The 21,166-nt window shown below is 58.7% G+C and carries 18 protein-coding genes; 7 read left to right on the top strand and 11 right to left on the bottom strand.

The genetic code is table 11. The features are described 5' to 3' along the window. Positions 1 to 198: 198 nt before the first annotated feature. Positions 199 to 846 (top strand): hypothetical protein, encoded by a 648-nt coding sequence (locus tag M9Q49_RS08610; RefSeq protein ID WP_254508310.1) that lies wholly within the window; start codon positions 199 to 201, stop codon positions 844 to 846. 529 nt (positions 847 to 1,375) lie between these two features. On the opposite strand, the gene M9Q49_RS08605 is transcribed toward M9Q49_RS08610, so the two are convergent. Then, on the bottom strand, positions 1,376 to 1,642 hold the full coding sequence (locus M9Q49_RS08605) for a hypothetical protein (RefSeq protein ID WP_254508309.1): 267 nt from the start codon (positions 1,640 to 1,642) through the stop codon (positions 1,376 to 1,378). 221 nt (positions 1,643 to 1,863) lie between these two features. Between M9Q49_RS08605 and M9Q49_RS08600 the strand changes: the two genes are divergently transcribed. Beyond that, a complete protein-coding gene (locus tag M9Q49_RS08600) occupies positions 1,864 to 2,559 on the top strand; it encodes a hypothetical protein (RefSeq protein WP_254508308.1) in 696 nt (231 codons plus the stop codon). 2 nt (positions 2,560 to 2,561) lie between these two features. Further along, positions 2,562 to 3,509, top strand: coding sequence for an HTTM domain-containing protein (locus M9Q49_RS08595; protein ID WP_254508307.1), 948 nt, complete (start codon positions 2,562 to 2,564; stop codon positions 3,507 to 3,509). A gap of 7 nt (positions 3,510 to 3,516) precedes the next feature. On the opposite strand, the gene M9Q49_RS08590 is transcribed toward M9Q49_RS08595, so the two are convergent. The 3 genes from M9Q49_RS08590 to M9Q49_RS08580 form a co-directional block, all read right to left on the bottom strand. Next, positions 3,517 to 3,966 (bottom strand): hypothetical protein, encoded by a 450-nt coding sequence (locus M9Q49_RS08590; RefSeq protein ID WP_254508306.1) that lies wholly within the window; start codon positions 3,964 to 3,966, stop codon positions 3,517 to 3,519. Positions 3,967 to 4,003: 37 nt separating this feature from the next. Next, positions 4,004 to 5,686 carry a dihydroxy-acid dehydratase gene (ilvD, locus tag M9Q49_RS08585; RefSeq protein WP_254508305.1) on the bottom strand — a complete coding sequence of 561 codons (1,683 nt, stop codon included), beginning with the start codon at positions 5,684 to 5,686 and terminating at the stop codon, positions 4,004 to 4,006. Between the two features lie 199 nt (positions 5,687 to 5,885). After that, a complete protein-coding gene (locus tag M9Q49_RS08580) occupies positions 5,886 to 6,998 on the bottom strand; it encodes a 3-oxoacyl-[acyl-carrier-protein] synthase III C-terminal domain-containing protein (RefSeq protein ID WP_254508304.1) in 1,113 nt (370 codons plus the stop codon). A gap of 283 nt (positions 6,999 to 7,281) precedes the next feature. On the opposite strand from M9Q49_RS08580, the gene M9Q49_RS08575 reads away from it, so the two are divergent. The 3 genes from M9Q49_RS08575 to M9Q49_RS08565 all read left to right on the top strand — a co-directional run bounded on the left by M9Q49_RS08575 (position 7,282) and on the right by M9Q49_RS08565 (position 12,877). Next, entirely contained in the window at positions 7,282 to 10,653 is a 3,372-nt protein-coding gene (locus M9Q49_RS08575) for a S41 family peptidase (RefSeq protein WP_254508303.1), read from the top strand. Between the two features lie 2 nt (positions 10,654 to 10,655). Next, entirely contained in the window at positions 10,656 to 11,453 is a 798-nt protein-coding gene (locus M9Q49_RS08570; RefSeq protein WP_254508302.1) for an endonuclease/exonuclease/phosphatase family protein, read from the top strand. A gap of 68 nt (positions 11,454 to 11,521) precedes the next feature. Then, positions 11,522 to 12,877: a pentapeptide repeat-containing protein gene (locus tag M9Q49_RS08565; protein WP_254508301.1), complete on the top strand. Its 1,356-nt coding sequence runs from the start codon at positions 11,522 to 11,524 to the stop codon at positions 12,875 to 12,877. 12 nt (positions 12,878 to 12,889) lie between these two features. On the opposite strand, the gene M9Q49_RS08560 is transcribed toward M9Q49_RS08565, so the two are convergent. The 6 genes from M9Q49_RS08560 to M9Q49_RS08535 all read right to left on the bottom strand — a co-directional run bounded on the left by M9Q49_RS08560 (position 12,890) and on the right by M9Q49_RS08535 (position 18,888). After that, the gene (locus M9Q49_RS08560) at positions 12,890 to 13,894 is read right to left on the bottom strand and encodes a BPSS1187 family protein (RefSeq protein ID WP_254508300.1); all 1,005 of its coding nucleotides are present in this window, start codon (positions 13,892 to 13,894) and stop codon (positions 12,890 to 12,892) included. Positions 13,895 to 14,047: 153 nt separating this feature from the next. After that, on the bottom strand, positions 14,048 to 14,782 hold the full coding sequence (locus tag M9Q49_RS08555; protein WP_254508299.1) for a 3-keto-disaccharide hydrolase: 735 nt from the start codon (positions 14,780 to 14,782) through the stop codon (positions 14,048 to 14,050). Positions 14,783 to 14,971: 189 nt separating this feature from the next. Beyond that, positions 14,972 to 15,607 carry a hypothetical protein gene (locus M9Q49_RS08550; RefSeq protein WP_254508298.1) on the bottom strand — a complete coding sequence of 212 codons (636 nt, stop codon included), beginning with the start codon at positions 15,605 to 15,607 and terminating at the stop codon, positions 14,972 to 14,974. 227 nt (positions 15,608 to 15,834) lie between these two features. Continuing rightward, entirely contained in the window at positions 15,835 to 16,836 is a 1,002-nt protein-coding gene (locus tag M9Q49_RS08545; RefSeq protein ID WP_254508297.1) for a cytochrome d ubiquinol oxidase subunit II, read from the bottom strand. Next, the gene (locus M9Q49_RS08540; protein WP_254508296.1) at positions 16,833 to 18,146 is read right to left on the bottom strand and encodes a cytochrome ubiquinol oxidase subunit I; all 1,314 of its coding nucleotides are present in this window, start codon (positions 18,144 to 18,146) and stop codon (positions 16,833 to 16,835) included. Before M9Q49_RS08540 ends, M9Q49_RS08545 begins: the two co-directional genes overlap by 4 nt. A gap of 145 nt (positions 18,147 to 18,291) precedes the next feature. Further along, the gene (locus M9Q49_RS08535) at positions 18,292 to 18,888 is read right to left on the bottom strand and encodes an HNH endonuclease (RefSeq protein WP_254508295.1); all 597 of its coding nucleotides are present in this window, start codon (positions 18,886 to 18,888) and stop codon (positions 18,292 to 18,294) included. Between the two features lie 332 nt (positions 18,889 to 19,220). On the opposite strand from M9Q49_RS08535, the gene M9Q49_RS08530 reads away from it, so the two are divergent. Next, positions 19,221 to 19,871, top strand: coding sequence for a DUF4886 domain-containing protein (locus M9Q49_RS08530; protein WP_254508294.1), 651 nt, complete (start codon positions 19,221 to 19,223; stop codon positions 19,869 to 19,871). On the opposite strand, the gene M9Q49_RS08525 is transcribed toward M9Q49_RS08530, so the two are convergent. Continuing rightward, the gene (locus M9Q49_RS08525) at positions 19,863 to 21,014 is read right to left on the bottom strand and encodes a tRNA-uridine aminocarboxypropyltransferase (RefSeq protein WP_254508293.1); all 1,152 of its coding nucleotides are present in this window, start codon (positions 21,012 to 21,014) and stop codon (positions 19,863 to 19,865) included. The two genes, M9Q49_RS08530 and M9Q49_RS08525, sit on opposite strands and share 9 nt — an antisense overlap. Between the last annotated feature and the right edge of the window lie 152 nt (positions 21,015 to 21,166).

Below are 21,166 nucleotides of genomic sequence, written 5' to 3'. Positions count from 1 at the left end.
ACTCGAATCAGCAGCGGCTGTTGCGACTGTTCATGCTAACAGATGGCCGAACTCGCAACAATGTTTCAGCTAGCACCCTCTGCCGCAGAATGCACATTCGCCTTGACCCATTTGGCGGCCTTTGCGAGACTCCGCGAGGGCCGAGGAAAATCCGCGCCCTGAGAGTATGTCTGTAAGTAAAGACAAGGATGTCTGACAATGAACCGATTCGCCTGGCTGCTTCCTCTGATGCTTCTCGTCGCCGGTGTCACCGGATGCGGCAAGTCTGACGCCACCCCACCGACGCTCGAGGCTCCCACTCAATCCACGTCCCTGCCCGGCGGCGCTGCTGTCGCGGCGTACGAGCCCAAACAAGTGGCCGTTGATGCGACGCCGGACCAAGTGGTCTCGGTGTTCCTCGAAGCGATGCGAGCCGCCGATGGCGTTTCGGTCGAGACGCTCCTCACCACGCAAGCTCGCGAGGAAACCAAACGTCACAACATGCCGGTCGAACCGGTCGCCGCCCCACATGCTCAATTTCAAGTGGCTGCCCCGCAGTACTTGCCCATGAATCCGAACGGCGCACACGTGCAAGCACAGTGGGCCGAGAGCGACGGAATGACGACCTATACCCACACGGTTATTTGGGTGTTGCGTCGCCAAGCCGAGGGATGGCGGATCGCCGGCTTTGCGATCGAACTAGTCCCCGGTCAGGGGCCTCAATTCCTGAATTTTGAGGATCCCGCCGATATGCTCAAAAAACAACAAGAAGCGGTCGCCGCCATTCAAGCAGCGGGTGAATCCGCCGCCCAACAAGCCTCACAGCCGCCACAATTGGCCCCGGGTGGTCCGACGCAGTTTAAGTAGTCGAACCGACCGACATATTAATAAGTCTTTATCCGCACACTGCTTACGTGCGGAGAGCCGCAGGCCGCGGGGAACATCTTCCCTGGCGGCCTTTTTCGTTTTTCGGCTCCTGTCACAACCGCCAGAGCTATGCTGTAAGGGTACGGTAATGGGCACGGCGTAAAGTCAACGCAGACTACGCAAATTAACGTTGACCGCTTGACATTAGATAGCCCCCTGTTACCCTAGCAGCCTAGCCTGTGTGACCACTGCAGTTTTCGTAGGTGATAAGGTTTCGCAACAGGGCAAAACCACCCCGAGAAAAGTCTGCGGGCCCGCAGGGTACAGAAGGTTGAACCTCGCTCGATTTCACGCCGTCGCGTTGCGAGGTATTCCCATGTTGACGGCAACTTGAGTTGTTTCGCCTGAAGGTACCTTTAAGGCAAGTGGAGATTTTAAGCATGAATCGTATCGTTGTTCTCGGTGTCGCGATTTTCTTCGCGTTGGTTGGCATGGCCCTCATCGGTGGTTCGGAAGCTTCGGCTTTCGGTCACCGTAAGTGCTGCAGCAGCGCTTGCTGCGGTGGCAGCTGCTGTGGTGGTTCGAGCTGCTGCGGCGGTTCGAGCTGCTGCTCGTCGTCGTGCTGCTGTGGTGGCCGTCGTAGCCGTCGTCGTTGCTGCAGCTCGTGCTGCAGCAGCAGCTGCTGCGGTGGTTCGGCTTGCTGCGGTGGCGCTGCCGCCCCGGCCGCTGTCGAAGCTGCTCCGGCCCCGGCCGCTGAAGCCGCTCCTGCTAAGTAATTTTGCTCGTTCGGATCCACAGGCTCTGACCAGCTGCGTCTTCCCTGTTGACGCGAGCTGGTATCCGACGAATTTCGTTGAAAGGCTGAATCTCACGGCGGGATTCAGCCTTTCTTCATTTCTTGCCCCGCCTCCCGCCTGCCTGCCTCTCACCATTGCCCCGTTGCTTTTTCGCCGCACTGGGCGTCGCATAACCTAGACTTGCTTAGCAACTTTCCCCTCACCACCGGATTCCCTCCCGATGGCTAGCAGTTATCAAAACAAACCCGACAAGCCCAAGCCCGCTGGGCCGTGGAATCCGACCACGCGCAGCATCATCACGGTGCTGTTGGTGATGCACTTCACCTGCGTCTTTGTCGTTCTTGCCTCCAACAACGGCCGGTCGCCGCTGCAGAATCGCCTGGTGCGGATCTTCGGCTTCTATACCCAGCTGCTCAACTTCGATCCCGACTCCACTCCCTACAGCCTGACCTACGGCGAACAGACCGACGACGTGGTCTTTGTCGTCGACCTGTATGCCGACGGCGACAAGCCGGTATCGGCCCAGAAGCTTCTGAAGTCGGTCACGCTGCCTGACCGCGGCTCGAAGCTGCTCGACGAACAAAAGCGGTACTTCAAAATCGGCCGCATCATGGCTTTGGGCTCCGATCCGCAAAACCCGCAGGACGATACGACGGGCGAAATTGCCCGCGCCTTCGGCAAACGGATCATGGAAGAAAACGACGCCCGGCGTTGCGTGATTCACTGCATTCGCCGCCGCAGCCAACCCATGAACCTCGAAGAAATGGGGACCGGTTTTAAGCGCGATGATGCCACCGATCGCAGCTATGACGTGATGATTTATGAAGCCGACGTCTGGCTCGATGAAGACAACCAGGTGCAAGCCATCAAGCGTTCGGCCGTCAACGAAGTCGCTCCGCGTCAGGGAGGTTCCTAATCATGTTGCTGAAACAAAACGCCGCGACTTTTTCCGAAGAGTGGTTCAATGCGATGGGCGAAGGCTGGAACCAATTCTGGTTCGGCACGGCCTCGTCAAAACCCCTCAGCCTCATCCGCATCATGACGGGCTTGGTCTTGATTGTGTGGTTCCTCTCGCAACACGCCGATCTGCTCCGCTGGTTTGGGCCGAACAGCCTGCTGCCACAGGCCACGGTGACGAACCTCACCACCTCTCCCGATTTCGTGAGTTATCACTACACGTTGCTGGCCTTCGCTCGCACTCCGAGCGAAGTTCGCATCTTCGAATACATCGGCATCGCCGCTGCGGCCTGCCTGGCCGTTGGTTTATTCGCCCGTGTTTCCGCTGCTGTCACGTTAGCGATCCTACTGAGCTTCGTTCATCGCGTGCCCATGATCAGCGGACTTGCAGAACCCGTCCTCGCGCCGCTGCTGTTTTATCTCGTCATCGGCCCCTGCAGCGAATATTTCAGCGTCGATGCCTGGCTCGCGCGGAAGAAATCCACGGCGGAACCACAGCCCAGCCAACTCGCAAACCTCACGCTCCGCATGCTGCAAGTCCATCTCGCAGCCCTCATCTTCATGATGGGCATGTCGAAGCTGGCTCAAGAGAACTGGTGGATCGGCGACGCCATCTGGTACCTGCTCGCGCAAACTCGCTCGCGCCCGGTCAATCTCACGTCGCTCCGCGGCACGCCGATGCTGGTCAACGCCTGGACGCACGCGATCGTTTACTTCGAGATCCTGTTCCCAGTCCTAATCTGGAATCGCTTTGCCCGACCGATCCTGTTGATCATTGCCATTCCGATTTGGTTGTCGATCGCGCTCGCCACAGGTCACGTTATGTTCGCCCTGACGATGATCACGGCTTCGATCGCCTTCTGGCAACTTGCAGGCGACGAGAAAGTCGCCCGCCAGGGTTTGGCGTAATTCGCGATTACTCTTGCGATTGCCGTTCAAAGGCTGCCGCGGTGCTCGACCTGAAAAGGACCACCGTGGCCCAAATGCCGAACGGAATACCAACAACAATCGTTGGCGTGACAAACGGGATGCAGGCCATGATGGCGGCCACTCGGCAGAGTCGCAGCGATCTCATTTGCCGCATACGGAGTGCAGCGAAACAAATGAAGATCGATGGCAACGACATCAAAGTGATCAGTGCCGGCTCCATAACATTCGCGCCTGCGAAAAATTGGTAGAGCCAGATCGGAATCGTCAGCACATTAAGTGACTGCATTCCCGCCAACAACAGCAGCCCCATCGACGGCCCACGCAGGGCTGGGATCATTTGATCCTCAGCCGTTTCAACCGAGAGCTCGATCCCCTGCGGCGATTCGTAGGGATTGATGGCAGGATCGGTCAGCGTATGTTCCGACGACTGCTTCATTTTTCAATCTGCAATCTCTGTTTTTCAATCTGCAATCCTATTCGTCCGTCACGCAACCTTCGCTCGCCGTTTTCACGTTCTTGATGTACTTATAGAGCGTGCCACGGGTCGCTTTGAAGGCGGGCATCTTCCAGGCCTTTTTGCGAGCGGCCATTTCGGTGTCGGACACAGCCACGTCGATGCGCTTCGAGTCGGCATCGATGGTGATGATGTCGCCGTCCTGGACCAGTGCGATCGGGCCGCCGAGTTGCGCTTCCGGCGTGACGTGGCCGATGATGAAGCCGTGCGAGCCGCCGCTGAAGCGACCATCGGTCATCAGGGCCACTTTGTCGCCGAGGCCGGCGCCCATGATGGCGCTGGTGGGAGTGAGCATCTCGGGCATGCCAGGGCCGCCTTGCGGGCCTTCGTAGCGAATGACGATCACTTCGCCACCTTTGATCTTCTTCTGCTCGAGGCCCTTGAGCATGTCTTCTTCGCTGTCGTAAACGAGCGCCGGGCCGGAGAACTTCATCCCTTCCTTGCCGGTGATTTTCGCGACGGAACCTTCCGGCGAAAGATTGCCGCGAAGGATTTGAATGTGACCGCTCGGTTTGATCGGCGTTTCGAGCGGCACGATCACGCGTTGCCCTTCGGCGAGACCGTTCACGCTTTTCAGATTCTCGGCAATCGTCTTGCCGGTCACGGTCATACAGCTGCCGTCGAGGTAGCCTTTCTCGAGCAGATATTTCATCAGCGCCGGAATACCGCCGACGTTATGCAAGTCTTCGAACACATACTTGCCGCTCGGCTTGAGATCGGCGATGAACGGCACGCGGTCGCTCACCTTCTGGAAATCATCGATCGTCAGATTCACGTTGATCGCGCGGGCCATGGCGATCAAGTGCAGCACCGCGTTCGTCGAACCGCCGGTGGCCATGATCACGACCATCGCATTTTCAAACGCGGCGCGAGTCATGATGTCGCTCGGCTTGATGTCTTTTTCCATCAAGTTGCGAATCGCCTTGCCAGCCGCGATGCATTCGCCGATCTTCAGCGGATCTTCGGCAGGGATCGACGAGCTGTACGGCAGCGACATGCCCATGGCTTCGATCGCTGAGGCCATCGTGTTCGCGGTGTACATACCGCCGCATGCGCCGGCGCCAGGAATGCTGCGGCGAATAATACCCGCCCGTTCCTCTTCGGGAAGCCGCCCCGCGATGAATTCGCCATAAGCTTGAAACGCCGAAACGATATCCAATTTCGGATGCAACGGCGGCAAGCAACCCGCACGAATCGTCCCGCCGTAGATCATGAGCGACGGCCGATTGAGCCGAGCCATGGCCATGATGCAGCCCGGCATGTTTTTGTCGCAACCCGGAATGGTGATCAGTGAGTCGTACCACTGGGCGCCCATCACGGTTTCGATGCTGTCGGCGATCAGGTCGCGCGATTGCAGCGAAAAGCTCATGCCATCGGTGCCCATCGAGATGCCATCGCTCACGCCGATGGTGTTGAACCGCATGCCGATCAAGTCCGCGCCGACGACGCCCTTCTTCACCTCGTCCGAGAGCTTGTTGAGGTGCATGTTGCAGGTGTTCCCTTCGTACCACACGCTGCAAATGCCGACCTGCCCCTTGTTCATGTCTTCGGGAGTCATGCCCGTGCCATAGAGCATCGCCTGCGAGGCGCCTTGGCTTTTGGGCTGAGTAATGCGGCTGCTGATTTTGTTGAGTGCGTTCATCGTTGCTGCAAAAAGTGGCTGCGAAGGATCGTGGCGAGGAAGGGATAGGACGGTAGACCGCGAGACAACCATTCAGGTTCGCGCGGTCTGGTTCGGCCGAGTCAGGAAAATGGAAAGCGTTCCATCCTAAATGGGCAATCGCTGCTCAACTACCCCTGATCGAGCGAGTGAATGAGCTGCCGCGGGCGATGTTGCGGTTCTACGCAACCGCTACGACGTTCCGTTCGTGGAGCGCGGTGGCTCGCAACAGAATGCAGCCCTGCAGAACTTCGGACCGGCCGGGCGAACCGACGGCTGCGGTGGGGCAAGCGACAAGGCCGCGAAGCTGCGACCAATGTTTCTTCAAACCGAACGGCACGGAACTCGAGCTGACGTTGCCGACCTGGCGCGTGAGGCCGTTGATCACTTCGCCGGCGATGCCGAGTTGTTCCATCTTCATCGCGGCCAGACGAACGATCGCAGCGCCGGCTTGATGCGGCAGGACGTAGCGGACGTCTTCTTTGGCGATGCCCGTAGCAGCGAGCGCGCCTTCGAGAGCGCCAGCCATCGCTCGCGGCGCGGCATCGGCGATTCCCATGCCATCGAGCGAGAAGACCAAGCGTTCGGCTTCGCTGCTTTGGCCGCCGTCGCTCGTCGGCGTGATGACATCTTTGCGCAGTTCAAAATTGAAATACGGCGCGCTCGTCGGCCGGCGCTCGGCAGCCGCGTGCAACAGTTCGAAGTGGACGGGATACTCGCGGCTGTCGGTGCGGGCGATGAGCGTGGCGGTCGAGAGATCGCCAAACAGACCAGCCGTTTGAGGACAACCGTAGTCAGTGATGCGGCTGATCTTGCTCGCCGTCACGACGAGCACGAACTGATGCGACTGAAGTTTGATCTTGGGCAGAATCCGCTGTGTCACTTGCGATAGTGCGCGAGGATAACCGCTGCAGAACCAATTGACGGCGGTCACGCTGCAGTTCGATAGCCCCAACCGACGAGCCACCTGGCGGGCAGCGCGGCGCGTTCGTTCGCGGCGGGCCAGTTCATCGCTCAGGTGCTGGTGAGCCTGAGTCATCGGCACAAACGACGGAGAGACAAACACCAAGGCCGCGCAGTCGCGCAGGTTGCAACCAAATTCGCCTTGCAGTTTGCGAACAGCTTGCCAGGCGAGGCCAACTTCGTCTTCACTGGCAACGAACCGCGACTCGATGCCCGTATGCTGCGCAAACTTGCGCGGCATGCCGTTGAACCACGAGTTACTCAGCGCCCAGGACGGCTCGTGCACGGCGAGTGCCGAGATTCCAATCCGGGGTTGAGCCTTTGTTTGCATCGTTCGGTCCGCTTCACACCGGGGCCGTGAAATCGCACTGCCGTGAAATCGCGCTGACAGGCGATTCTCACTTTCTACTTATCGGATTGGGCACGTACCGCTCACGATGCGGATTTGGCAAACGTTGCCGGATTGCTTGCGAGCTGCGGCTAGCAATGCTGCAGATGTAGAAGAGCACGCACAAGCGGCAAACTTCGCCCCAACTGCGCCGATTGCTTTCCGTATGCCGCCGACTACCATCAGGCGCAGCAATTTATCCACCGAATTCATCTGGAATATGACTATGGGCAGGCTGCAGGGTTTGCGGTCGCTGGCTGCTGTTACCTTGATTTTTTCAGGCTGGGCGATGGCAGCGATAGCGGATGAAGAAATCCGCCTGGCCACCGAGCCCGCCCTTTCGCCCGATGGTCAGACGTTGGCTTTCAGCTGGCGGGGCGATATCTGGAAAGTGCCGGTCGCGGGCGGACTGGCGACGCGTTTGACGACCGACGCCGGCCTCGACACTGCGCCTGAATTCTCGCCCAATGGCGAAGAGCTAGCCTTCATCAGCAGTCGGCCTGGCAGTCAGCAAGTCTATTTAATGCCCGCCGCCGGAGGCACGCCGCGGCAAGTGACTCACCACACGGGCGGCTACCAGCTACAAGGTTGGTTGCCAGATGGCACGGGGCTGCTCACCTCCGCGCAGCGCGATCATTACTGGCGCCGGCCTGATCGGTTTTTCGTCGTGCCCCGCGAAGGGCGAGTGCAAGAGCGATTGCTGTTCGACGATTATGGCGCCGATCCGCAACTTTCTCCTGATGGCAAGAAGCTCCTCTTCACCCGCGAAGGCGAAGCTTGGTGGCGGAAAGGTTACTACGGTTCGCAGGCGGCGCAGATCTGGCTGTACGAACTTGAAGCGAAGAAATTCACGAAGCTGATCCACAACGCGCACAGCTCGCGTTGGCCGCTGTGGAAACCCGATAGCTCGGGCTTTTATTTCGTCGGCGCTGAGGATGGCACAAACAATCTGTGCGAATACACGTTCGAAACCAAAGCCACGAAACAGCTGACGACCTTCAAAGACGACGGCGTGGTCTTTCCAACGCTATCGCGCAACGGCCAGCAGATTGTCTTTCGCCGGCTGTTTGATTTCTATCGCTACGAACCCGGTGGCGCGGCGCCGACGAAAATCGACATTCGCTGCTCAGCCGATCTCGCCACGCCGCCCGAGTTGCGCCGCGCGTTCACGGCTGCAACCGATTTTGCGACGACGAAGGATGGCCTCGAAGTCGCATTCATTGCCGGTGGCGATGTGTGGGTGATGGACACCGAACTGCGCGAGCCGCAGCAGATCACCAATACACCGGAGGAAGAGCGCGACTTGACATTCGCTCCCAGTGGCGATGCGCTGTGGTTCGTCAGCGACGCTGGCGGCAAGACCGATCTGTGGAAAGCGGAGCGCACCGACAAAGCGAAGTATTGGTGGCAGAACAACAAATTCAACCTGCAACGCATGACCGACGATGCGCACGTCGAGAGCCAGCTGCAGTGGAGCCCCAGCGGCGACCAGCTCGCTTATCTGCGCGATACCGACTTGTGGACGATCACGCCCGCCGGCGAAGCGAAGGAGCGCTTCAAGCTCCGCGAGTCATTCGGATACGATTGGTCGCCCGATAGCAAATGGCTGTGCTACTCAGCCATCGACGACGACTACAACTCCGATGTCTGGATCGCGCCGCTCGATGCGTCGCTGCCGGCCGTGAATCTTTCGCGGCATCCCGACGTCGATCATTCGCCCGTCTGGTCGCCCGACGGCAAGCTGATCGCGTTCAGCGGCCGGCATCAAGAAGAAGAAACCGACATTCACGTCGCGTACCTGCGGGCTGCTGACTTTGAACAGGCTTCGCGCGATCGCAAGCTCGAATCAGCCGTGGAAAAGATGACGAAGGGTCGCAAGGGTGGTTCGCGATCTGGCAACTCGGCTGGTGGTAGCTCGGGAAACAATCCCATGACGCCAAGCGTGAAACCGGCCGAGCCCGTGGTGATCGATTGGGATGGTCTGCACGACCGTATTCGCCGCGTGTCGATTCCTGATTCGACCGAGACCAATCTTTTCTGGTCCCCCGATTCGAAGAAACTCGCTTTCACCGGCACGGTCGAAGGCAAACGCGGCCTGTACTCGATCGAGTTCCCAGAGAATCTGAAACCGACTTCACTCATCACGGGCACCGGCAGCAGCGCACGCTGGTTGGCCGAGGGAAATCAAATTGTCTGGCTGCAAACCGGCGTGCCGACGAGCAACGTGCCGGGAGGCAAGAACAGCACGTATAACTTCACGACTCAGCATCAAACGAGCCGGTCCGAACGGAATCGCGCGGCCTTTGATCAATGTTGGCGAGTAATGCGCGATCGTTATTACGACCAGCGGTTAGGCAATCGCAATTGGGACGAGATTCGCCGCAAGTACTCCGACGTCGCTGCTAGCGCGACCGATGAACGTCAGCTGGCCACGGTCATCAGCTTGATGCTCGGCGAACTCAACGGTTCACATCTCGGCTTCACGCCTCTCTCGGCAGGCAATCCGAATGATAACGCGCGGTTGAGTGACGCCACGTTTGATCCGCTGTCGCTCTGGGCCGAAGGCGAACCCGATCCCGAACCGCCCACGCCGGCCGCACCCAAGCCGCCCACGGAATGGAGGCCAGTCACCGTTCATCTCGGCTTGCGGTTTGATCCGGAGTACAAGGGCCCCGGCCTGAAAGTGAAAGATGTCATCCCCGGCGGACCAACGGCGAAAAAGAGTTCGCTGGTCGAAGCCGGTGAGATCGTGCTCGCCATCGACAGTGTGACGGTCGATCCGTCCTACGACCTGACGCAAGTCTTGAACGGCAAGCCGGATCGCGATGTTCGGCTCACGGTGAAAAACGCGAAGGGCGAGGAACGACAAGTTACTGTGCGGCCGGTGCCATCGAGCAGTTTGCTGAGCAATCGACTCTACGAAGAATGGATAAGGCAGAACCGCAAAAAGGTCGACGAGCTGTCGCAACGGAAGCTCGGCTATCTGCACATCCAAGCCATGAGCAACTCGAACTTCACGAAGTTCGACGAAGACCTCTACGTCGCCGGCGCGGGGAAAGAGGGCCTGGTGATCGACGTGCGCGAAAACGGCGGCGGCTCGATCGCCGATCATCTTCTGACCGCGCTCTCGCAGCCAGTGCACGCCATCACGCTCGGCCGGCAAGGGGGCGTGGGCTATCCGCAGGATCGCAAGGTCTACGCCACCTGGAGCAAACCGATCATCGTGCTTTGCAATCAAAACAGCTTCAGCAATGCCGAGATCTTTGCTCACGCCATCAAAACTCTGGGCCGCGGCAAGCTCGTCGGCGTGCCGACGGCGGGCGGAGTGATCAGCACCGGTTCGGCGCGGATTATGGACATCGGTCAGATTCGCACGCCGGGGCGCGGTTGGTACCTGTCGAACACCGGTGAAGACTTCGAACTCAACGGCGCCGTGCCCGATGTCATCCTCTGGCCCGAACCTGGCCAAATGCCGCGCGGCGAAGACATGCAACTCGGCAAAGCCGTTGAACTGTTGCAAGCCGATGTGGCTGCCGCGAAAGCCAAGCCGCAACCCACGCTGAAGAAGGCCAGCGAACGGCCAGAATTTGCAAAGTGAAAATGAAGACATCACTAAACTCGGTTTTGTGGCTCATCTGCATCTTCGCCGGACTTTGCACCGCGCGAGCCGAGGAGCCGCTACGGCTGCGCGTGCTCAGTTACAACATTCATCACGCCGAGGGTGTCGATCGGAAGCTCGACGTGCCGCGGATCGCCGAGGTGATGCTCTCCGTCAAGCCGGACGTCATCGCCGTACAAGAAGTCGATCGCAAGGTCAAACGCTCGCGCGGCGAAGATCAGCCCGCCGAACTGGCCCGCCTCACGAAAATGCACGCCGCCTTCGGCGAAAACATCGAACTGCAAGGAGGCCACTACGGCAACTTGCTGCTCTCGCGTTTTCCCATTATTCGCCACAAGAATCATCTGCTGCCGAACATTGATAAAAGCGAACAGCGGGGTGTGATCGCCGCCGAACTGCAAATCGCGGAGGGCAAGCCGCCTCTGCTGTTCTACGCCACGCACTTCGACTTTCGCAGCGATGAGCGAGAACGGTTGGCGTCGGTGAAGATGATCAACGAGTTGGCCGCCGCGCACGCCGATCAACCTGCGCTGCTGGCCGGAGATCTCAACGCCACACCAGAGAGCAAAACGCTGTTAGATCTGGCCGCAGCCTGGACGCAGGCCAATGACAAACCGCTGCCGACGATTCCTGTCGAAAAGCCATCCAAGCAAATCGACTTCATTCTCTACCGGCCGAGCGAGCGTTGGAAAGTGATCGAAGTACGCGTGCTCAACGAAGCCATTGCTTCCGACCACCGCGCCATCTTCGCGGAGCTGGAAATGTTACCCGCGCAATAGTCTCTGCCTAACCTTTTTCTCGTGAGCCGTTTAATTTCTCTCACTCGCGGTTGGCACGGGACCATCGATTGCTTCGTCAGGCAATCTGTGCGGTTCTACTTTCCTCGCTGCTCAGCACACTTTCGGTGCTAGGCAGCGAGCCGATTACGCCCGCGGCCATTGCAGCCCTGGCTGCCGAGTGCAAATCAGACCGCAAGGCGATGGACTTGATCGCCAGGTTCGGCAACGATTTCGCGGGGCTCGATCTCAGCGGCGTCGATTTCCGTGGCGTCCACACGGCGGGCCTGGAAACGAATCTGCGCAAGGCCAACTTCTCGGGAGCGAAGCTTGCGAAGGCACAGTTCGGCGCGGCCATTCTCGATGGCGCTGATTTCAGCGGTGCGGATTTAACCGATGCCGAATTCGTCACGGCCAGCCTGCGAGGTGCTAATCTTCAAGAATCCACTTTGACGCGTACGCAACTTCAGTGGTGCGATTTGACGCGCGCGAATTTGGGCGGCAATGATCTCTCGACGACGCTCCTCACCAGTTCTGACTTTAAGCAAGCCAATCTCGCGGGCTGCGCGCTGGCAAGTGTAAATCGCGAATATGGCACTGGCTACTTCGAACGCGCTGACCTGACTGGCGCCGACCTGCACGGACTATCGTTGGTCCGCGCCAATTTCCGGGGTGCAATACTATGTTCTGCAAATCTGCAAGATGCAGACCTTGAGGAAACCGATTTCACTGGCGCAGATCTTCAGGAGGCAGACCTAACGAATGCGAAATTGCATGCTGCCATTTTTTATTCGGTTCGTGGGATCAGTGAGAAGGAACTCCGCGAATTACAGCGGCAAGCACGACGCTGGGAGTTTGACTTGCAGGCGGGCATCCAATGCTTCCTCGGCAGCCCGCTTTTTCCATTGGCGTTACTAGTGGTGATCCCATCGGCAGCTTGGGCGACGGGATGGACTCGCAATCGCCGACCAGATTTGGCACAGGATCATCCACAGCCTGTTCGGCAATACAGTATCTCCAGTTTGCTATTCGCCACCTTCTTCATCGCACTTTTCCTCGGCACCGGGCTCTGGTCAGCAACAGGTCTCTTTTCGCTGACGATGGTCACTGCGTTCTGTCTTATGATCGAAAAGATTGTCTTCAACCGGCCGCCACGTCCTCACGCGATTGCGCCACTCGTCGTGGGTCTGAGTTACGCCGCATTGAACGCGGTGTGTGTCCTGCTCTTGCGAGCGGAGTCGATCATGTTGCTGGCGGCTTTAGCGATTCTCATTTTTCCGCCGACTGCATTGATTGCTGTGATTGCCACCTTCAAGTTCCGTGGCTGGCCGCTACTAACTTGGGAGTTGCTCGGCTTGGCAATTTGGCTCGGCGGAATTGCGTTTGCCAATTTATGGTTTTTTGCAGAAATATTCGCTTCCGTTTAAAAGTTCGCGAAGCTACTTCGTTTCCGTCTTCCGCAAGTTCAACTTGCAACCTGGATCATGTGGGGTCGCCGCGCCGGTTTCTTCGACCGGATGGGTGAAGAGATACTTCCACACTTCTTCGTGAATGAATTTTCCTTCGGCGTTCTTCACCGCAGAGCCGCCGGGAACCACCGAACTGTGCGCACGGTTGGCATCCTTCTTTACATCGGCCGCCGTGATCAGTCGTCGCGTGTTGCCGTAAGGCGCCTTCGTTTCGTCGACATCGACGATCGGGCCGAATTCGCCGAGGCCGAGCAGTTCCCATGACCGGCAATAGTGATCTCCCGTCCAACCGCCGTCGAGCACGTGGCTGAAGCCGAAGTAGCGATTGGCTGGCGTCGCCGAGGGGAGTCCTTGCCAGGTTTCGTATTGATCGCGTGGGCCGCAGAACATCACCACGCGATCAACCTTCTGATGCTTGGCAAACCGCGCGGCAGTCGTCGAGCCGTGCGAACTGCCGGCCATGATCACACGATCCCACTTCAGATCTTTGCCATCGGCGGTCAGAAACTGTTGCCATTCGCCGACAGGATTTTCCTTCGCCAGCCATTTCACAAACTGCAGGGCCCGCTCCTGCATGCCGTCCGGCTTGGGAATGTTCACGACATCGCTGAAGTCCTCGCCAGTAGCAGCTTCCAGGCGAATCTTCCCTAAAAACTTGTCATCGGCCGGCGGCGGCTCTTTGCCGAATTGGCCGAACCAGCCATTCGCGTAGTGGACTTGAATGGCATGCAATCCATAACCCGAAACTCGCTCGAAGAGTGGCTGACTGTGCCCCATCAACCAAATGACGAGTTTGCCTTGCGACTTCACGCGTGTGTCGACGCACGCATGCTGTACATCCTGCGGCTTGCCATCCTTCTCAAGGAAAAAGTTAATCTCGGGATGCGCCTTCACGCGCGAGTCGATCTGACTCGCGCGGGCGGTCAGGTCGTAGCGCTTCGGACTGGGATCCGCAGCGCTAGCGGAGATCGACATTGAGATCAGTAAAACAATCAGCCAAGCGTTTCGAGACATCTTATTGCCTGGGAAAGGAATCCGGCGAATTCACAAGCCTGAGGGCGAAGGAACTAGCGAGATTCCTTCGCTGGCGCTTCAGGCTTGTGGGAACGCCTACGGCCTGAAAACTACTTACTTGATTTCCCGAATCCGGATGTTCTTAAACTCCACCCACATCGGTTTGCCGGCGTGCAGTTGCAGTGCGAGAATGCCTTCGCTCAGGGCGAGGTCGGGATTGTTATCGGTGAAGTCGAGAATTAGGCGGCCGTTGAGGAAGTGCTGAATGTTCTTCCCCTTGCCGATGATCACGACGTCGTTCCAATCGTCGAGCTTCATCAGTTTGTCGAAACCGGCCTGGTCGATCAGGTCCGACTTCTTCACCTTCTTGCCGTCGGTTTCCCAGGTGGCTTCTTCGCCGACGAGGCAGATGCGGCCGCGCTTGCCACCTTCGTCGTAGATGAACGACGAGGTGTTGGGGAACTTGGTTTCGTTGCGCAGTTCGTGCTGATAGCCGCGCACGACCCAGTTGTTGCTCGGCTTTTCGGTGATGTGCTTCGAGCGGTATTGAATGCCCGAGTTGTTCGAGGCATTCATCTTGAACGACAACCGCAGTTCAAAATCCTTGGTCGTGCCATCCTTCCAGATGATGAAGGTGTTTCCCTTGGCGACGTTTTCGGCTGTCGTTTCGCCATGGAGCACGCCATCCTTCACGCTCCACAGCCGCGGGTCGCCATCCCAGCCGGTCAGGTCCTTGCCGTTGAAGATCGATTTCATGCCCTCGCCTTCCGGCGGCGCGGAAACCTGCGCCCAAACCGGCAACGCGCAGAGCGATAAAAGTAACAGGGACGAGCCAAAGCTGCGAAGCATGACAATCTCCAAAGTGTGGTGGGAGAGGGATGAACTCTTCCAACAGTTTGTAGCAGATTGTCGGCGAGTTGGCAGCAACTCGCGGGGAAGTGGCGGTCGTGAGCGGGATGAGAATTACGCAAGAAACAAAAACACCGAGCGCCAGTTGAGTGGCACTCGGTGCAGTGTGATCAGCGATCGCGTGACGAACTAGTACTGGCCGTAGTTGATCGGCTGTTGCTGCGGATAGTAGTTCGGCGTGGGCGAGTAGAACGAGCTGGGCCGCGTCGGTTGATAGTAGCTGCCGTAGGCCTGCGTCGGCTGCGGTGCGTAGGTCGAACCAGTGTAAGGCTGGATCGGCCGTGGCTGCTGGTAGGGCGTGTAAGGTTGCGGGTTGTAGTACGACGCAGTCGGCGCTGGCGTGAGCGGCGCGGCGTTGTAGTTGTAGGGCGTGTACTGCGGTTGGTACTGCGCGCTGTATGGCGCGGTATACGCCGGCGTGTTGTAGGCGGGCGCGTTATAAGTCTGCGGGTAGAACGAGCTGTTCGGCACCGAAATGGCGGGCGGCGCGACGAGCGATGGCGGATAATTCGCAGCTGGTGCTCCCATGCCTGGCACGTTCACAGCGGGCGGTGCGTAGGTCGCCGGCACCACGCCCGGATTGGCTTGCAGGTATTTGTCAGTTGGATACACCGGCACAAACACCGGCCGCATCGCCGGCGCGCTCGGCAGCGAGTACGAAGACGAAACCCGATATCGCGGCCAGGCGGCTTGGCTGGTCGAAGCGAGGCCGAGCACCGCGAGCGTGGCGACGAGGAAGAGCGAGTTGCGATGAGTGCGTGTCATGGACGGCTGTCCCTATATCCGGAATTTTTCGAATTCGTTTCAAGTCGAGTGAATCATAGGACTCGCGACCGTGGCAGCAAGCAATAACCGCGCTAATTGATCCAAAAAGCACATTGCCAGTCCACTTATTCCGCCTGCGCAAGCTTTGCTGGCGATACCAGCACTAGCGAGGTGGAAGAGTTTGCCTTTCGGCCACGACATTACTACGCAGCCGAGGGCGAACTGGTTTACGACTTGAACACGCGGAACAAGTAGAACAGGGATGGCACGAGGAGCAGCCCGCCAACTGGCAGGGAGAGAACCAGAAAAAGCAGCGTTGCGTGCGGCGCTGCGGTGGTCTCAAAGGTGAGATCGGGATAAACCAGAAACGGGTGTTGAGCCAAACCCCAGCCAAGAATCAGCATGCAGATTTCGCCAGCGGCAAAGACGCGGCTAAGAACATACCGCCGTGTGAAGACTGCCCAAGCCGAAGCGGCGAAACAGAACAGACCGGCGATCACCACTGGAAGTGCTCGCGGCGAGAGCATGCGATCGACGAACCAGCGAGCTTCGAACCAGGCGAGCGCCAGCACAATACCCGCGAGCGCGGCGGTGCCGGTTCCGGCGAGAATCGCGCGATATCTAAAATCCTCGCGGAGTTCGCCTTGGGTCTCGTTCGTCAAATAAACGGCGGCGAGATACGCGCACGTAACCAGAGCCAGCAGACCGTTCGCAAGTGCATAAGGCGTGAGCCAGAACGCAGGATGTGCCTCGACTTGACCGTCCTTCACTTGGATCAAGCCTTCGGTCACAACACCGAACGCCGCGCCGAGCAGCACGGGGGAAATAATCGAAGCCACGCCGAAGACTACGCCCCAGATGCTGGTATCGGCTGCATCGCTGGGTTCTTGGGCTTGATAAGAACGAAACACAAACGACGCGCCGCGAAGAATGATCCCCACCAGCGCCAGATGGAACGGCACAAACAGCGCGATAGCAAGTTTGGAATAGGCTCGCGGAAAACAAGTGAAGAGGACCACGACGACAAAGATCAGCCAGACGTGGTTCGCTTCCCAGACCGGGCCCATCGCTTTTTGGATGGCGAGCCGCTGTTCTCTTTTGCGTGGACCAGTCGCGAACAGATCCCACACGCCGCCGCCGAAGTCGGCGCCGCCGAACATGCCGTAAGCCATCATGCCGAAGAGCGCAGCCGCGGCAGAAATGTTCACCAGGAGCTCGGTGGAAATCATTTCGCCACCTCGCCGTCCTTGCTCGATTGAGCCAGCTTCCAGAGTAGTGCAATGACCATCACCGTCAGCAATCCATACAGCAGCGTGAAAGCGACAAACATTCCTTGCACGCCAGCCACTGGAGTGACGGCATCCTTGGTTCGCATCAGCCCCTGAATGACCCACGGTTGCCGGCCGAGTTCGGTGACCATCCAGCCCGATTCCAGACCGATGAACCCGAGCGGCGTGCAAACAATCAGGGCCCGCATCAGCCAGCGGCTGCTCAGCACGTTCTCTCGGTACCGAAACCAGGCAATCCAAAACCAAACCGAAACAAACATCAGCGCCGTGCCCGAGCCAACCATGATTTGAAACGCCAGATGCGTCAGTTCGATATTCGGCCAATCGCGCTCCGGCACACGATCGAGGCCCGGTACTTCCGCCGTTGAGTCGCCGGTTGCAATGAAGCTCAAACCGCCGGGAATCTCGATCGCGTATTTCGTTTCGCGAGTCTTTTCATCGGGCCAACCGCCGATTCGCAGCGGCGCGTGCTTTTCGGTTTTGAATTGTCCTTCCATGGCAGCGAATTTCGTCGGCTGCGTTTTGAAAACGAACTTGGCGAGTAAGTCGCCACTCATTGGTTGCAGAAAAGCGCACACTCCGCCGAGCAACATCGCCGCGATGAGCCCGGAGCGAACGTAAGCGTCGTTGCGCCCCTTCAGCGCGAGATAGGAATACCAACCAGCGACCGCAAATGCGACCGACAAGTAACAAGCGAGCGTGCTGTGCCACGCCATGTAGAACCACAACGGCTGCTTGAAGATCGCGATCGGATCGGTGACTGTCACGACCTTATCGGCCATCTCGAAACCCACCGGCTGCTGCATCCAAGCGTTCACGCCAAGCACAAAGATGCCTGACAGCATGCCGGTCGTCGCAATCACCACACCACTCAACCAATGCGCGAGCGGGCTGATCTTGTCCCATGCGTAGAGGTAGATGCCAATGAAAATGGCTTCGAGAAAAAACGCATAACCCTCGAGGCCGAAGATATGGCCGACAACCGCGCCCATGATTTCCATGTACGCGGGCCACAGCAGACCCAACTCAAGCGACAGAGCCGTGCCGCTCACCGCGCCGACGGCGAACAGCAGCCCCATCACCTTCGACCATTTCTTGGCGAGCTTCTTGTACTGCTCCTGGCCCGTTCGCAGATACATCCCTTCGACCATCACCAGCAACAATGGCAAGCCGATTCCCACGGCAGCATAGACCATGTGAAACGCCAGTGAGATGGTCATTTGCCAGCGCGCGGCAGTCAGGGAATCCATGGGTGGTGGGGGCTAGGGGCTGGGAACTGGGATCTAGGGCGGGGGAAGCCTAGGCAGCAGAAACAAAAATGGGCTAGGGAATGCGTTCAATTGTAACGCATTTCCCCAGCCCCTAGTTCCCAGCCCCCAGCCCCGGCGTTCACGCCTACGGCTCGAGTTCTACATTCCAGTACGCTTCGCTGATGAACTTCGTCCAGCTCGCGATGGGCATGCTGCTGATGGCGTACAGCGGCTTCCACTTCGGTCGGATGGGCGTCTTCTTCAGCCGCATGCCGACTTCGGCGAGGCCGTGATTGGCCTTCTTCTTATTGCACTCGACGCACGCGAGCACGCAATTTTCCCACGTGCTAAGACCGCCGCGCGAACGCGGGGTGACGTGGTCGATCGTCAGATCGTCGCCCCCCGGCTGCACGCCGCAGTATTGGCACTGGTAGTGGTCGCGCTTGAACAGGTTGCGGCGACTGAACGCCACGTCCATCTGCGGCATGCGGTCGTAGACCGTGAGCGAAACGACTTCGGGCACTCGCATCCGCGAATGTATAGCCTGGATGAAAGGCTCGCCGTCGAGCGGCTTGAGTTGCGACCAGTCTTGCCAGTCGTACTGCTGAAAGTCGGTCGGGTCGACAACCTTCGCCGTGCCGTTCCAAAGTAAGACCAGCGAGCGGGCCACCGTCGAAACTCGAACCGGCTGCCAGTTGCGATTGAGCACCAGCGTCGGTCGCTGGAGAACTGCCGTCGTCATACATGCACCTCCGCGTAGGAAAGTAACACGACCAGTCGGCTCACAGCTCGAAAGCTGTCGCCGCATGCGTGCCTATCCTCGGCAGCACGCGGTTGGTAAACCAGGCTGGGCGTGAACCCCTCCTAACCCGGACCATTGCCGGGAATACCCGATGCGGAAGCCTTACCGATCTCCTTAGTTATACCACAGGACGCCAGGAATAGCTCCTAGGTTCGCGGGCACGGGGAAAAAGGGACGGGCGCGTGTTGGGATGCGGAGTTGGGAGATAGGGAGATTGGGTGCGCGTACTTACAATGAGCGGAGGCTTCTCCGTTCTACTTTTGACTGCGGCCATGGCTAAGAAAAAATCATCCACGAGCGTCAAGATTCTCTTTATTGGCAACAGCTTTACGCAGCGGAATGACTTGCCGGAGTTAATCGCCCAGTTGGCCGCCGCGCGCGGGGTGCAGGTCAGCCATGAACTGGTCTCGGTCGGCGGAGCTTCGCTTCGCAATCACTGGAATCGCGAACAAGCCACCGAGAAAATCGCTGAGGGCAAGTACGACTATGTCGTGCTGCAGGAGCAAAGTACGCTGCCGGTGAAGAACGCGCAGCGGATGGCAGAAAATGTGCGGCTGTTTGACGAGGTTATCAAAAAGTCCGGCGCGAAGACCGTCCTCTACATGACCTGGGCTCGGCAGCATGCTCCCGAGGCACAACAAGTAATCGCCGATGCCTACACTTCGGTCGGCAACGAACTCAAGTCCATCGTCGTACCCGTGGGACTCGTTTGGCAGCAGTTCCTCGCCAAACACGAGCCCCCAGTTCTGCACGATCGCGACGAGAGTCATCCTTCGCTCGCTGGCAGCTATCTGGCTGCCTGCGTGTTTTTGAAAGTGCTTCTCCATGCCGATCCAGTCGGGATCGAAGCGGGGCCCGATGGGCTCGACGCCTCAGAAAAACTGTTACTGCAGCAAGTCGCCAGTAAATCGCCCTCAGTCTGACGATGCTCGCAGTGCCTGCCGCCGTGCGAGCAGTGCGCTCAGTTGCTGGACCAGCGTAATCGCGGCAGCAAGTCGCTTGGTGGCGCGACCCAGCGTTTGCGCCGGCGCGAAGTTGATCTCGGCTGGACTTTCCGTCTCTAAGTCCGGCAGCGACTTCAAATCGACCGCTTTGAGGACCAGGCAGCGATTGTGCCGACCGGCGAGGTGCGAAAAAAGTTCAGCAGTACCCGGCTGAATCACCGTGACTACATCGCCGGGCCGTTCGAACGCAGCCCAGCGGCGGCGGGCTTCTTCAATCGAGACGGCTGTGTCGAAATCACCGCGCGCCAATTCCAGATGGCCGAGAAATACATCGCTCAGCGGCTGACTCGGGGTCAAGGTGCAGGCAAAGTCCGCACCGTCGCTGAGTCGCCGTGCAACCCACACCAGCGGCGGACTCGGCGCTCGCTTGCCAGCGCCTCGTTCACCGGGCGGCGCCTCGCCGTAAGCCACGACGATGTTCTGCAAGTTTCCCTGCAGTGCGAGCGGAACATTTCGCACGCTGCGATTGCGGCGGGCCTGCCACCGCGCGCCAGTGATCGAACCGGGATGCGCCAATTGCACATCAACCATTTTTTCAAAGGCTTGCAGCAAACCTTCAAGGCCGACTGTCTCCGGCTCGAGCAAACGCAACGCCGCGACGGTAGCTTCGATGGTGGAGACAAAAGCTTCGTCGGGTTCGCGGCGAATGCGGTAACGGCTGGGAGAGGTCGGCGACAATTGATAACGCGGCAGACTCTGCAGCGCGGGAATATCGCGCAGCAGCGTTTTCGTTTGATGCCACGTACCGTCGAGAATGACCAGCTGTTGCGGCCGTTGTTCGGCCGGCAACTCCGCAATCGGGATCGAACTCGGTCCTGGATAAAGCAGCCCGGCCCCCGGTTTCAGTTGCAATCGCTCGGCCAGATTGTGTGTGTGATCGGCTAGCAGCTGTGAATTGCGGAGCGATTGTTCGACAATCCGCGCCGTATTGAATCGATGAAAATATTCCCGGCGATGCTGCAATATCAGCACTTCCGTCCGATTGTCGATCGTCGGAATCGAATCGCAGAAGCAAACTTCCGCAGGTCGGAAACAGCCGTAACACCGGCCTCCAGCAGCCATGAATTGAATCCAGCGATTGCGTACTAAGGGCCGGACGCGAGCGGCGAAAACCGGTCACCGGTTTCGGAGACATTCTAGTGGGGGCTGAGGGTTAGGGGCTGGGGGTTAGGGGCTGGGGGTTAGGGAATGCCAGGACAAAATTGTCCTGTGTT

The sequence above is a fragment of the Anatilimnocola floriformis genome (assembly GCF_024256385.1).
Lineage (GTDB): Bacteria > Planctomycetota > Planctomycetia > Pirellulales > Pirellulaceae > Anatilimnocola > Anatilimnocola floriformis.
The sequence above is the reverse complement of the archived record's forward strand: the minus strand, read 5'-3'. Positions and strand labels throughout refer to the sequence as shown.

What these genes read in the sequence shown, in the direction of transcription:
- M9Q49_RS08550 (WP_254508298.1), bottom strand. Translation starts at nt 15,607, where the DNA reads ATGACACGCACTCATCGCAACTCGCTCTTCCTCGTCGCCACGCTCGCG.
- M9Q49_RS08595 (WP_254508307.1), top strand. Translation starts at nt 2,562, where the DNA reads ATGTTGCTGAAACAAAACGCCGCGACTTTTTCCGAAGAGTGGTTCAAT.
- M9Q49_RS08560 (WP_254508300.1), bottom strand. Translation starts at nt 13,894, where the DNA reads ATGTCGATCTCCGCTAGCGCTGCGGATCCCAGTCCGAAGCGCTACGAC.
- M9Q49_RS08590 (WP_254508306.1), bottom strand. Translation starts at nt 3,966, where the DNA reads ATGAAGCAGTCGTCGGAACATACGCTGACCGATCCTGCCATCAATCCC.
- M9Q49_RS08570 (WP_254508302.1), top strand. Translation starts at nt 10,656, where the DNA reads ATGAAGACATCACTAAACTCGGTTTTGTGGCTCATCTGCATCTTCGCC.
- M9Q49_RS08545 (WP_254508297.1), bottom strand. Translation starts at nt 16,836, where the DNA reads ATGATTTCCACCGAGCTCCTGGTGAACATTTCTGCCGCGGCTGCGCTC.
- ilvD (WP_254508305.1), bottom strand. Translation starts at nt 5,686, where the DNA reads ATGAACGCACTCAACAAAATCAGCAGCCGCATTACTCAGCCCAAAAGC.
- M9Q49_RS08540 (WP_254508296.1), bottom strand. Translation starts at nt 18,146, where the DNA reads ATGGATTCCCTGACTGCCGCGCGCTGGCAAATGACCATCTCACTGGCG.
- M9Q49_RS08610 (WP_254508310.1), top strand. Translation starts at nt 199, where the DNA reads ATGAACCGATTCGCCTGGCTGCTTCCTCTGATGCTTCTCGTCGCCGGT.
- M9Q49_RS08600 (WP_254508308.1), top strand. Translation starts at nt 1,864, where the DNA reads ATGGCTAGCAGTTATCAAAACAAACCCGACAAGCCCAAGCCCGCTGGG.
- M9Q49_RS08555 (WP_254508299.1), bottom strand. Translation starts at nt 14,782, where the DNA reads ATGCTTCGCAGCTTTGGCTCGTCCCTGTTACTTTTATCGCTCTGCGCG.
- M9Q49_RS08580 (WP_254508304.1), bottom strand. Translation starts at nt 6,998, where the DNA reads ATGCAAACAAAGGCTCAACCCCGGATTGGAATCTCGGCACTCGCCGTG.
- M9Q49_RS08535 (WP_254508295.1), bottom strand. Translation starts at nt 18,888, where the DNA reads ATGACGACGGCAGTTCTCCAGCGACCGACGCTGGTGCTCAATCGCAAC.
- M9Q49_RS08525 (WP_254508293.1), bottom strand. Translation starts at nt 21,014, where the DNA reads ATGGCTGCTGGAGGCCGGTGTTACGGCTGTTTCCGACCTGCGGAAGTT.
- M9Q49_RS08530 (WP_254508294.1), top strand. Translation starts at nt 19,221, where the DNA reads ATGGCTAAGAAAAAATCATCCACGAGCGTCAAGATTCTCTTTATTGGC.
- M9Q49_RS08575 (WP_254508303.1), top strand. Translation starts at nt 7,282, where the DNA reads ATGGGCAGGCTGCAGGGTTTGCGGTCGCTGGCTGCTGTTACCTTGATT.